General features: G+C 52.1%; 12 protein-coding genes. 3 read left to right on the plus strand and 9 right to left on the minus strand.

From position 1 onward, the window contains the following. Positions 1-15: 15 nt before the first annotated feature. Entirely contained in the window at positions 16-273 is a 258-nt protein-coding gene (gene bhsA, locus FDW87_RS15780) for a multiple stress resistance protein BhsA (protein WP_029139491.1), read from the minus strand. A gap of 243 nt (positions 274-516) precedes the next feature. Here bhsA and comR point away from each other — a divergent pair, with 243 nt between their 5' ends. After that, positions 517-1,152 (plus strand): TetR family copper-responsive transcriptional repressor ComR, encoded by a 636-nt coding sequence (gene comR, locus FDW87_RS15785; RefSeq protein WP_137379924.1) that lies wholly within the window; start codon positions 517-519, stop codon positions 1,150-1,152. A gap of 253 nt (positions 1,153-1,405) precedes the next feature. Continuing rightward, positions 1,406-3,586, plus strand: a complete 2,181-nt coding sequence (locus FDW87_RS15790) for a TonB-dependent siderophore receptor (protein WP_019076496.1) — start codon at positions 1,406-1,408, stop codon at positions 3,584-3,586. A 57-nt stretch (positions 3,587-3,643) separates the two neighbouring features. On the opposite strand, the gene FDW87_RS15795 is transcribed toward FDW87_RS15790, so the two are convergent. The 8 genes from FDW87_RS15795 to hinT form a co-directional block, all read right to left on the minus strand. Next, entirely contained in the window at positions 3,644-4,183 is a 540-nt protein-coding gene (locus FDW87_RS15795; protein WP_003030814.1) for a glycine zipper 2TM domain-containing protein, read from the minus strand. Positions 4,184-4,350: 167 nt separating this feature from the next. Further along, the gene (gene ndh, locus FDW87_RS15800) at positions 4,351-5,655 is read right to left on the minus strand and encodes an NADH-quinone dehydrogenase (protein WP_016152676.1); all 1,305 of its coding nucleotides are present in this window, start codon (positions 5,653-5,655) and stop codon (positions 4,351-4,353) included. A gap of 236 nt (positions 5,656-5,891) precedes the next feature. Further along, positions 5,892-6,434: an alpha/beta hydrolase YcfP gene (gene ycfP / locus FDW87_RS15805; protein WP_003030817.1), complete on the minus strand. Its 543-nt coding sequence runs from the start codon at positions 6,432-6,434 to the stop codon at positions 5,892-5,894. 21 nt (positions 6,435-6,455) lie between these two features. After that, positions 6,456-7,481, minus strand: a complete 1,026-nt coding sequence (nagZ, locus tag FDW87_RS15810; protein ID WP_016152675.1) for a beta-N-acetylhexosaminidase — start codon at positions 7,479-7,481, stop codon at positions 6,456-6,458. 10 nt (positions 7,482-7,491) lie between these two features. Further along, on the minus strand, positions 7,492-8,316 hold the full coding sequence (gene thiK / locus FDW87_RS15815) for a thiamine kinase (protein WP_137379925.1): 825 nt from the start codon (positions 8,314-8,316) through the stop codon (positions 7,492-7,494). Next, positions 8,297-8,938 (minus strand): penicillin-binding protein activator LpoB, encoded by a 642-nt coding sequence (gene lpoB / locus FDW87_RS15820; RefSeq protein ID WP_016152673.1) that lies wholly within the window; start codon positions 8,936-8,938, stop codon positions 8,297-8,299. Before lpoB ends, thiK begins: the two co-directional genes overlap by 20 nt. Positions 8,939-8,951: 13 nt before the next feature. Next, positions 8,952-9,326, minus strand: a complete 375-nt coding sequence (locus FDW87_RS15825; protein WP_019076489.1) for a YcfL family protein — start codon at positions 9,324-9,326, stop codon at positions 8,952-8,954. Between the two features lie 2 nt (positions 9,327-9,328). Beyond that, positions 9,329-9,688, minus strand: coding sequence for a purine nucleoside phosphoramidase (hinT, locus tag FDW87_RS15830; RefSeq protein ID WP_016156204.1), 360 nt, complete (start codon positions 9,686-9,688; stop codon positions 9,329-9,331). A 348-nt stretch (positions 9,689-10,036) separates the two neighbouring features. On the opposite strand from hinT, the gene fhuE reads away from it, so the two are divergent. Further along, positions 10,037-12,223, plus strand: coding sequence for a ferric-rhodotorulic acid/ferric-coprogen receptor FhuE (gene fhuE / locus FDW87_RS15835; protein ID WP_049270527.1), 2,187 nt, complete (start codon positions 10,037-10,039; stop codon positions 12,221-12,223). Positions 12,224-12,309: the final 86 nt, after the last annotated feature.

The following is a 12,309-nucleotide window of genomic DNA, read 5'->3' on the forward strand; positions in this document are numbered from 1 at the left end:
GCGATGGGTTAAATCTTATTTGTAGATAACTGCAGTCCCGTGGAGGGTGTTAGGACCGGTAACGGAAGTAATACGGAAAGACTTCGCCCCCATCTCATCCGCTTTCTGCGCCAGTTGATCTTCCAGAGAACCTAAGTTAGTCCCCGCATTCGCAGAAATAGTACCAACTTTCTGTTGGCCCGCAGGTGTGGCCTGAACTTCAACGGCAGCAAAGCTTGCAAATGAGAGTGAGCTAAGAACAGCAGCAACAAACAGAGTTTTTACGTTTTTCATGATAGTGACCTTTAGCAGATGAATGTGTGTCGCAAAGATTAACTTAACGATCGATAGGTAAATCATAGATGTGATCCAGGTCACACGTCAACATTTTTTTATAATGATCGTTATATAAAACACAAAGACCTTATTTTTCATATCAATAGCGTTAAATTATTTTTATCGCTAATCCGCTGGAGTGTGCAGTCGAATATTTTTATAATGGTTATTCAATAAACCCAACAAAGGTACATCGGCGCCATGACAACTGAAATGACAGGTTGTGCTAAAAAAAGCCGTGGCCGACCAAAAGTGTTCGACAGGGAAGCCGCGCTTGATAAGGCCATGACACTCTTCTGGCAGCACGGGTATGAAGCGACATCGCTCGCCGATCTCGTAGAAGCAACCGGCGCAAAAGCGCCCACGCTGTATGCGGAGTTCACCAATAAAGAGGGGTTGTTTCGTGCCGTACTGGACCGCTACATCACCCGCTTCGCGGCGAAACATGAAGCCCAGTTATTTTGTGAAGAAAAAAGTCTTGAGTGCGCGCTGGAAGACTATTTCACCGCAATAGCGACCTGCTTTACCAGTAAAGACACCCCGGCGGGATGTTTCATAATTAACACATCCGCGACACTGGCGGCCTCTTCCCGGGATATTGCGCACACGGTGAAATCCCGCCATGCCATGCAGGAACAGACGCTTACCCAGTTCCTTCACCAGCGCCAGCAACGAGGCGAAATTCCGGCCCATTGCGACGTGCAAAAACTGGCCGAATACCTGAACTGTATTTTACAGGGTATGTCGATCAGCGCCCGTGAAGGCGCAACGTTTGAAAAACTGATGCAGATCGCACACACGACTCTGCGACTGTGGCCTGAACTTATCAAAGTTTAACCCTTTCCCGCTATTTCCCCGCAGTACTGACACCACCGGGAGCTGATTAAGCCCCGGTTAGATTCCCGCGGATTACCCCTACATTATTCAGTGTTTTCATCATCTTATCCGATCATTTTTTGTAAAATGTATTGATAACAACAATTATTATCAGCAATATTCGCATTTGTTTTAACGCCTGTTTCACAATGTAACCATCGGTTTCTCTACCGCCATAACAAAAACAGATTGACTCTTTTTAAAAGGAATACAAATGCATAAGCGTCTCTGGGTGCTCAATCCTCTCCTGTTGTCTTTAACTCTCCCAGCCATCGCGGCTGAGGAAGATAACCTCATCGTCAGTGCCAACCGTAGTCAACGCACCGTGGCAGAAATGGCGCAAACGACCTGGGTTATTGAAGGAAGCGAGATTGAACAGCAGGTTCAGGGGGGGAAAGAGTTCAAAGATGTTCTTGCTCAGTTAATCCCAGGAATCGATGTCAGCAGCCAGGGGCGCACAAACTACGGCATGAATATGCGCGGTCGTGCCATCGTAGTACTGATAGACGGTGTCCGTCTGAACTCCTCGCGTACTGACAGTCGTCAACTTGATTCTATTGATCCGTTTAACATCGCACACATTGAAGTCATCTCAGGTGCAACCTCACTATATGGCGGCGGCAGTACCGGTGGGTTAATCAACATTGTCACCAAAAAAGGCCAGCCGGAGCGTGAAGTTGAACTCGAACTGGGGAGTAAAAGCGGCTTCAATAACAGTAACGATCATGATGAACGCGTTGCTGCGGCGGTGAGCGGAGGAACCGATCGCGCTTCCGGGCGCATGTCCGTCGCGTATCAACGGTTTGGCGGCTGGTATGACGGCAATCACGATGCCCTGCTGCTGGATAACACCCAAACCGGCCTGCAGCACTCCGATCGTCTGGACGTGATGGGCACCGGAACGATTGAGCTTGACGACAACCGTCAGTTACAACTGGTTACGCAGTATTATAAGAGCCAGGGGGACGATGATTACGGACTGGATCTTGGCGAGAACATGTCCGCCGTGACGGGAAACGGTAAGGCTTATACCAGCAGCGGACTGAATTCCGATCGTATTCCCGGCACCGAGCGTCATCTGATCAGCCTGCAGTATTCAGACGCGGATTTCTTCGGCCAGAACCTGGTCAGCCAAATCTATTACCGTGACGAATCGCTGAAATTCTACCCCTTCCCTACGCTGAGCAAAGGTAAGGTCACCAGTTTCTCCGCATCGCAGCAGGACACAGACCAGTTTGGTGCCAAAATCACCCTCAACAGCCAGCTGATGGATAACTGGGAGCTGACGTGGGGCGTCGATGCCGATCACGAAACCTTCGATTCCAATCAGAAATTCTTCGATCTGGCCTGGTCCCTGCCCTCCGGCGGTATGGACAACCGAACCGCTTATACCACCGGGCGTTACCCCGGTTACAGCATCACCAACTTCGCGCCTTTCCTGCAGAACAGCTATGACATTAACGACATCTTTACCCTCAGCGGCGGTGTGCGCTATCAATGGACCGAAAACAGGGTGGATGATTTCGTGGGCTATGCCCAACAACAGGGAATTGCCACCGGTCTGGCAAACTCCGCCGATACCATTCCTGGCGGTAAAACCGATTACGATAATTTCCTGTTTAACGCCGGTATCCTCGCCCACCTGACCGACCGTCAGCAGACATGGTTTAACTTCTCTCAGGGCGTGGAGCTTCCGGACCCGGGGAAATATTACGGTAACGGCACCTATTCCCTGGTTGGCGATCATTACCAGCTCCAGCGCAGCGTCAACGTGGCGGACTCACGCCTGGAGGGGATTAAAGTTAACTCCTACGAACTGGGATGGCGCTACACTGGCGACAGTCTGCGCACGCAGCTGGCCGCTTACTACTCTACTTCGGATAAATCGATCGTTATCAACCGCAGCGATATGACCATTAACGTCCAGCCCGACGATCGCCGTATTTATGGCCTTGAAGGTGCGGTGGATTATTTCATTGCGGATACGGACTGGAGTCTGGGCGGCAACTTCAACGTCATTAAATCGGAAGTGAAGCAAAACGGTAAATGGCAGAAATGGGATGTCACCCTGGCTTCCCCGTCCAAAGCCACCGCGTGGGTCGGCTGGGCACCTGAACCGTGGACATTGCGCGTACAGAGCCAGCAAACATTTGATCTGACGGACGCCAGCGGCAATAAGCTGGACGGCTATAACACGATGGACTTTATCGGCAGCTATCAGCTCCCGTTGGGTAAACTGACCTTTAGCGTAGAAAACCTGCTGAATGAAGAGTACACCACGCTGTGGGGACAACGTGCGCCACTGCTGTACAGCCCAACCTACGGTAGCCCGTCACTGTATGAATACAAGGGCCGGGGCCGTACGTTTGGTCTGAACTACGCCTTAACCTTCTGATAAAAAAAGCCCCCCAGCCTGAGCGAATGGGGGGCTAATGTTCAGGATAATGCTATTTTACGCTTTGTTATTTAGTACCAACTGTCCGTTGTTATCCAACGGAATTTGCGCGCCGGGGTCCTTATCCATACGGATTTTCCCCTGCTGATCGCCAATTTTGTACGTCACGTCGTAGCCCAGCATTTTTTCAGATTTGTCATACACCGTTTTACAACGCTGCTGCGTAGTAGTGTACGTATCATTTTCTTGCATCGAACCCTGGATCTGGTTACCTGCATAACCGCCGCCTAAAGCACCGGCCACGGTAGCAATATCTTTACCGCGTCCGCCGCCAAACTGATGGCCGATAACGCCACCAGCAACCGCACCCAGCACGGAACCCGCGATACGGTTTTCATCTTGTACCGGCTTACGGTGCGTGACCGTCACGTTCCGACACTCCTGGCGCGGTGTTTTTACCGACTCTTTAATCGGTGTTGCAGAGACAACTTGTGCATACTGTGGGCCACGCTCGAAAACGTTAAGACTGGCCACCGCTGCAACACCCAGCGCAGCAGCTACGCCAATCCCTATACCCGCCAACATAGATTTATTCACGGGACTTCCTCCTTTTTTGCTATTAGCAACAACTTTGCAACAGAAGGTAAGGAATGCCAATCAGATTACGGATGAAAATAGCACGAGGAGGAGCGAAGGCAGGATGATTCGGAGAACTCTGAAGGAAGGCGCCGGATAAGTACAATCATCCGACGCCATAAGCCGTATTAATGCAGTTTCAGACGCGGGCGGATCACCCGGTTAATGCTGCCAACCAGCATCATCAGACCGGTTTTAAAGTAACCGTGCAGAGCAATCTGGTGCATGCGGTACAGTGAGATGTACACAAAGCGCGCAATACGCCCTTCTACCATCATCGAACCACGGGTCAAGTTACCCATCAGGCTACCCACGGTAGAGAAGTTAGAAAGTGAAACCAGAGAGCCGTGGTCTTTGTACTGATACGCTTTCAGCGGCTTGCCGTTCATCTGCGCCAAAATGTTGTTCATTGCGCAGCTTGCCATCTGGTGCGCAGCCTGAGCGCGCGGCGGCACAAAACCACCTTCCGGGCGAGCGCAGGAAGCGCAGTCGCCAATCGCGTACACGTCGGGATCGCGCGTGGTCTGCAGAGTCGGCTCAACCACCAGTTGGTTAATACGATTGGTTTCCAGACCGCCAATGTCTTTCATAAAGTCTGGCGCCTTGATCCCCGCAGCCCACACCATCAGATCGGCTTCAATGTACTCGCCATCCTTGGTATGCAGTCCGCCTTCATCAGCGCTGGTTACCATCGTCTGGGTCAGTACGCGTACGCCCAGTTTGGTTAACTCATTATGCGCAGCACTGGAAATACGCGGCGGCAACGCAGGCAGAATACGCTCACCGGCTTCTACCAGCGTAACGTTCAGCGCTTCGTTGGTCAGCCCTTTGTAACCATAGCTGTGCAGCTGTTTTACCGCATTGTGCAGCTCGGCTGAGAGTTCAACCCCCGTCGCACCGCCGCCGACAATGGCGATATTTACTTTGCCGTTAGCGCCCAGATTCGCGGAATACTTCAGGAACAGATTCAGCATCTCCTGGTGGAAACGACGCGCCTGATGCGGGTTATCCAGGAAAATGCAGTTTTCTTTGACGCCCGGCGTATTGAAATCGTTGGAGGTACTACCCAACGCCATCACCAGCGTGTCATACGGGACTTTGCGCTCAGGAACCAGCAGCTCGCCCTTCTCATCGCGCAGCTCGGCAAGAGTAATGGTTTTCGCTTCGCGATCGATATCCACCACCGAACCCAACTGAAACTGGAAACCGTGGTTACGGGCATGCGCCAGATAGCTCAGCGCATCCACGCCTTCGTCCAGGGAACCCGTCGCGACTTCATGCAGTAACGGTTTCCATAAATGGCTGTGGTTTCTGTCCACCAGCGTGATTTTGGCCTTTTTCTTGCGCCCCAGCTTTTTACCCAGCTGCGTCGCCATTTCCAGTCCGCCAGCACCGCCGCCGACAATCACGATTCTTTTTAATGGTGTAGTCAACGTGACCCCCTTAAATTTATTAACCAATTGTTAATTAAAAGTTATAGGTATAGCCTTTAATTAACAACAAGTTACGATAATGAAAATGTTCTTCGAGAGTGAGAATAACACGAACGGTGCATTGGTCATACCAAAATTGATGTGTATCAAGTTTTGATGCTGAAAAGATAGACAACACGAACTTTAAGAACAAAAAAACCAGCCCGAAGGCTGGTTTTTTACACGTTCATTGAGGATTAACCTAACGTCTTGAACGCTTTGATGCGCTGCAAATGCGGGGAGATATTCTTAAACTTGTGCGTCTGCTCTTCGTCCCAGACTATCTCGTAAAAATGATGCAGCTCTTCTGACGAACGCTGACTATTGAGCGCTTCATCATGACGTGACAGGATCACCAGGCAGCGATCGCGATTCTTTTCGCGGAAATTGGTCACGCATTTTGTCGCGATATCGGCATACTCTTCAGGCCTGTCGATTTTTCCTTCCATGTTCTCATACGGGAACAGGTTGGGATTAAACACTACCTGACGAATATCACACAGGAAACCAATCCGTTCAGCCCAATATCCCCCGAGCCCCACGCCACAAATCAGCGGACGGTCGTCCACATTAAGCTGCAGCATTTTGTCCACTTCTTTCAGTAGATGCTGCATGTCATGTTTAGGATGCCGCGTACTGTAGCTAATCAGCCTGACATCCGGGTCGATGAACTGCAGCTGCAACACCTTTTCGTGGTTGCCCGGGCTGTTAGAGTCAAAACCGTGTAAATAGATAATCATCGCATCCTCGCCAAACTTGCGTTAATGACCTGCTTTCTCTTCCTGCCAGCGCTCATGAAGCTGGTTGAGCTGGGCGCTTACCGTCTTCCAGCGTGCCGAGTCCATCAGTTCCTGACGTGAAAATGAACCTTTATGATACAAACGTGTAACACGTTCTGCATTGATCGGCGACAGATTATCTAACACACTGACCGCGCCTTTACGATTATTGCAGACCAGGATCATATCGCAACCCGCATCCAGCGATGCCTGACCACGCTCCGCATAGCTTCCCATAATCGCCGCCCCTTCCATCGACAAATCATCGGAGAAAATGACGCCATCGAAACCAAGCTCCTGACGCAGCACCGTTTTCAGCCAGTGTGGCGAACCGCTCGCCGGACGCGGGTCCACGTCACTGTAGATGACATGCGCAGGCATAATGGCATCGAGTTTGTTTTCCGTAATCAATGTCTGGAACACGGACATATCTTTTGCACGAATTTCGGCTTCTGAACGTGGATCGGTTGGGGTTTCTTTATGCGAATCCGCCGTCACTGCCCCATGCCCGGGGAAATGTTTACCGGTAGTTTTCATGCCAGCAGCATGCATACCGTCAATGAAGCGGGTCGCCATAGCCAGCGCTTTCCGCGGATCGGCATGGTAAGAGCGTTCGCCAATCGCCGCGCTGATATGCCCCACATCCAGCACCGGCGCAAAACTGATATCTATATCCATTGCGATCATTTCGCTGGCCATTAGCCATCCGGCGTCCTGAGCCAGATTGCCGCCGTCTTCCAGACCGTGCAGCGCAGCAAAGGATTGGGCCGCGGGCAGACGCGTAAATCCTTCGCGAAAACGCTGTACCCTGCCGCCTTCCTGATCTACCGCCACCACCAGATGATTGCGTGATGCCGCGCGAATCTGGCGCACTAATTCACGCAACTGTTCCGGGTCATGATAATTTCGGGTAAAGAGAATCAACCCACCTACCAGCGGATGCGCCAGAATCTCACGCTCTTCAGCGTCCAGCTCATACCCTTCGACATCCAACATTACTGGGCCCACACTGCTCTCCTTATCCTTTCATTATTAGCTGCCGCCAGGTTTCATCGGCCAGCCTGATAAATTGTCGATCGCCGGTTTGTCGCCAGCGATACTCAAACCACCCCGCTTTCAGCATTATGACCCAGGGCCGCCATCGTCTGACCTGCCGCCACAGCGCGTTTTGTTCAATGTGCGCTCGTTGGGCGTAGGCGCTAACCAGCCGTTGGTGCTGAGATTCGTCGTTGACCCATACCGCCGCCAGCTCCAGAGCGATATCACCGTCTCCGGCATATTCCCAGTCAATCAGCCGCAGCCCTGATGCTGTACGAACGATGTTGTCACCGTGGATATCCATATGCAGAGGCCCCAGACGCAAAGGTCGAGGCTCACCGCTTTTCCTGAGTCGCTTCAACGCTCGCAACCAGCATGGCGTACGACGCGCCGGATCGCCACACTGCCAGTACTGTTCGAGTAGCGGCAGCAGACTGATTCGCCAGCCCAATTGGGGTTGTTGGTGCAGATGATACAATAAGCCAGCGAGTTCGTCGGCGTCCGGCAATCTGGATTCTACCTTACCGTGAAAAAAGTCGGCCGCCATCCACCCTCGTATATAAAAGCGGGGGCGCGGCGCAAGGCTTTCAGGCAGATGCTTTAACGCGTGATAGTGGCGTAAGAAATGCGATTCCGGCGCGTCAGGGTCGTGATGAGAGCGCAACACTAAGCGGTGGGTATCGTGTTCGATGATGCAGCTCCCGCCGCTCAGGCCGCTCTGGTTGGCTACGACGGGATGATACTGCGGGAAATAGCGCGACAACACCTCGTCGCGCCTTAGCCGGTTATTGTTGCTGTACGGCACCTTTACCTGACCAGATTATCTCGCCAGTTTGTACCAGCATTAATTGCATTTGCAGGGCCGGCGAATTGACGTTGCCGGAGGCGCTGGAATAGAGCACATACTGTGCGCCAACGTTACGGGCGATACCAATCGCTTTGCTGCGCGTTCCCAGACTGTCGTTCGGCGACAGACCTAACTGCTGTTTGGCGACAGCCAACTGCTGGGCGGAAACCAGGGTAAACTTGCCGTTATTCGCCAGCGCGTTCCTCAAGGTCTCGGTAGCTTCACCGGCATTCAACGAGCCGTTGGTCCGGTTATTCACGCTATCAACCAGCAGAACGCCTCCCGCTTTGACGCCGTCAGCCTGCAGCATTTTACCGACCATCGGCTGCATAGCCCCGTTCCAGTCATAGTGACGTTGACGCGGCGTCGGCTGCGCCGTTTGGTCCTCGTGCTCAATCGGACCCGGCTGCTGCGGTATGCTTGGCACCGTTGGTACAACCGGCACCGGCTGTTGCGGCTGCGCGGGCTGTTCCGGCACCGGCTTCACTTCCTCTACGGGGGCGGGCTCACGTTGCGCCACACAGCCAGAGAGAAACATCGCCAGCGCGGCAATCAGTGCGTAGCGATTCATTTTGATCATCAAGATTCACCCCTTACAAATAAAGATAAAGTCTAACCTTGTGCGCCCCCAGAAAATTGGCGCTGCCGTACAGCGTCACCGACGAATGAGCCGGGATAGTCACGCTGCGTGGCGCTTCCAGAGGATGCATTTCCAGTCCTCTGGCGTCATACCAGTAAAACCGATAATGAACGGTAACGGGTTCTTGTCTTTCGTTATAAAGTCGCGAGGATGCTGAGGCCTGAATATCAGACGTGGTTAACGTCGGCTGTTCTGCTGTAATGCCCGACGCCAGAATCGTTGATTCCATCACCAGCGACTGTTCATCACTTACCGGAATTTCAGGATGTGCCCGACAGCCAGCCAGTAGCAGCAAGCTCAGTGAAAGTGCAATGCATCCTCTGGTCATGCTTACAGACCTTTATGCGCAAGCATTGGACCAAGCGCACGCCCACCCAGCAGGTGCATATGAATGTGATACACCTCCTGACCGCCGTGACGATTGGTATTCATGATTAAACGATACCCATCCGCAGCAATGCCTTCCTGCTCGGCGATTTTTGCCGCAACAGTGATCATGCGACCCAACGCCTGCTCGTGTTCCGCTGTCACATCGTTGACGGTCGGGATCAGGACGTTAGGAATGATCAGAATGTGCGTAGGTGCCTGAGGGGAAATATCACGAAACGCAGTGACCAGTTCATCCTGGTACACGATATCTGACGGAATTTCACGACGGATAATTTTGCTGAATATAGTTTCTTCTGCCACGACGTTTTCCTTTTTCATTAACAGCCCAAGCGTTATGCCATGCTACGCCGGGTCACTCTGCGAGTATAGAGTATGAGCGAGTTACTCACGCTCTTTCAACTTTAACCCTCGATTTTTTAAGCAAAAAGCCCTGCCACTGCTGTTCTTATAACCATTTCCCGTCGCTATTGCTGAAGCATAGTACTGAAACAACATTTCACTTATGCCGTAGCATCTGTTTACATATTGAATGTGAATGCTTATATTTCGCATTTGCATTCGCGTGCGAGCTTAATAATTTACAACCAAAGGGTTCATCACAACCTCAGTGATTCGAACTTAATATTAATAATTATCAAGGACTTTTCGATGTCTTTCACAACACACAACGGGGATGACCAACGCCAACCGGGGCTTGCCCCTTCTGTACTGGCAGCCTGCATCACGTTAGCACTATTGCCTTCCACCAGCCTCGCAGCCCCTGCTGAAGAGACGGTTATCGTTGAAGGCTCTGCTCCAGCTACATCCAGCGAGGAGCAGGATTACAGCGTTAAATCAACGACTGCTGGCACCAAAATGCAGATGACGCAGCGCGATATTCCGCAATCGGTCAGTATTATCAGTCAGCAGCGCATGGAAGATCAGCAACTGCAAACGCTGGGCGATGTGATGGACAACACGTTGGGGATAAGCAGAAGTCAGGCGGATTCAGATCGCAGTAGCTATTACTCTCGCGGATTTCAGATTGATAACTACATGGTCGATGGGATTCCGACCTATTTTGAATCCCGCTGGAATCTCGGTGATGCCCTTTCCGACACGGCCCTTTTTGAGCGTGTCGAAGTTGTCCGTGGCGCAAACGGGCTAATGACCGGGACGGGTAACCCCTCAGCCTCGATTAATATGATCCGTAAGCATGCCACCAGCCGCGAGTTCACCGGTAATGTTTCTGCGGAATATGGCAGTTGGAATAAACAACGATATGTGACCGATCTGCAAAGCCCGCTCACGGCAGACGGCAACGTGCGCGGGCGCATCGTGGCGGGCTACCAGAATAACGACGCCTGGCTTGATCGCTACAATAGCGAAAAAATGTTCTTCTCCGGGATTGTCGATGCCGATCTGGGCGACACCACCAGCCTGTCTGCGGGTTATGAATACCAGCGCATTGATATCAACAGCCCAACCTGGGGTGGATTGCCGCGCTGGAATACCGACGGCAGCAAAAACAGCTATGACCGCTCGCGCAGCACTGCGCCGGACTGGGCGTACAACGATAAAGACTTCAACAAAGTGTTTGTCACCATCAAGCAACGTTTTGCCGATACCTGGCAGGCGACCATGAATGCCACCCACTCCGAGGTCAAGTTTGACAGTAAAATGATGTACGTCGATGCCTATGTCAATAAAGCCGATGGTACGCTGATTGGCCCGTATAGCAGCTATGGTCCGGGCTATGAATACGTCGGAGGTACCGGCTGGAACAGCGGCAAGCGTAAGGTAGATGCCGTCGATCTGTTCGCCGACGGCGGTTACGACCTGTTTGGTCGTCAGCATAATCTGATGCTGGGCGGCAGCTACAGCAAACAGAATAACCGTTACGAAAGCGCGTGGGCGAACGTATTCCCCAACGAAATCGACAGTTTCTATACCTTCGATGGTAACTTCCCGGAAACCAACTGGAACCCGCAGTCATTGGCCCAGGACGATACCACGCACATGAAATCGCTCTACGCCGCAACACGTATTTCGCTGGCCGACCCACTGCATTTGATTGTCGGCGCGCGTTATACCAACTGGCGTATCGACACCCTCGCCTACAGCATGGAACAAAACCACACCACGCCGTATGCGGGCCTGGTGTATGACATTGACGATAACTGGTCTACGTACGCCAGCTATACCTCAATCTTTCAGCCGCAGAACAAGCGCGACAGTTCCGGTAAATATCTTTCCCCAATTACCGGCAATAACTATGAACTTGGCCTGAAGTCCGACTGGATGAACAGCCGTTTAACCACCACCCTCGCGGTGTTCCGCATTGAACAGGATAACGTGGGCCAATCAACCGGCGTACCAATTGCCGGTAGCAATGGCGACACGGCCTATAGAGCGATGGATGGAACGGTCAGCAAAGGGGTCGAATTCGAAGTTAACGGTGCGATCACCGATAACTGGCAGATGACGTTCGGCGCGACACGCTATGTTGCTGAAGACAACGAAGGCAATGCGGTAAACCCGAACCTACCGCGTACCACAGTAAAACTCTTTACCCGTTATCGCCTGCCAGCCATGCCGGAACTGACCGTGGGTGGTGGGGTTAACTGGCAGAATCGTGTTTATAGCGATACGGTCACGCCGTATGGCACATTCCGCGCGGAACAGGGAAGCTACGCCCTGGTCGATTTATTCACTCGCTATCAGGTGACGAAAAACTTCTCTGTGCAGGGTAACCTCAATAACCTGTTCGATAAAACCTACGACACCAATGTCGACGGATCTATCGTCTATGGCGAGCCGCGCAACGTCAGCGTCACCGCCAGCTATCAGTTCTGATTCGAAACACATCACGCTCCACCTGCTCGTCAGGTGGATGCACTGGACTGAGAAAAAAAAAAAGCCCGCTTAAGTTTCCTTAAGCG

It is taken from the genome of Citrobacter sp. wls826, from assembly GCF_005281245.1.
Classification (GTDB): Bacteria; Pseudomonadota; Gammaproteobacteria; order Enterobacterales; family Enterobacteriaceae; genus Citrobacter; species Citrobacter braakii.

What these genes read in the sequence shown, in the direction of transcription:
- fhuE (WP_049270527.1), top strand. Translation starts at nt 10,037, where the DNA reads ATGTCTTTCACAACACACAACGGGGATGACCAACGCCAACCGGGGCTT.
- FDW87_RS15790 (WP_019076496.1), top strand. Translation starts at nt 1,406, where the DNA reads ATGCATAAGCGTCTCTGGGTGCTCAATCCTCTCCTGTTGTCTTTAACT.
- comR (WP_137379924.1), top strand. Translation starts at nt 517, where the DNA reads ATGACAACTGAAATGACAGGTTGTGCTAAAAAAAGCCGTGGCCGACCA.
- bhsA (WP_029139491.1), bottom strand. Translation starts at nt 273, where the DNA reads ATGAAAAACGTAAAAACTCTGTTTGTTGCTGCTGTTCTTAGCTCACTC.
- lpoB (WP_016152673.1), bottom strand. Translation starts at nt 8,938, where the DNA reads ATGATCAAAATGAATCGCTACGCACTGATTGCCGCGCTGGCGATGTTT.
- ycfP (WP_003030817.1), bottom strand. Translation starts at nt 6,434, where the DNA reads ATGATTATCTATTTACACGGTTTTGACTCTAACAGCCCGGGCAACCAC.
- FDW87_RS15825 (WP_019076489.1), bottom strand. Translation starts at nt 9,326, where the DNA reads ATGACCAGAGGATGCATTGCACTTTCACTGAGCTTGCTGCTACTGGCT.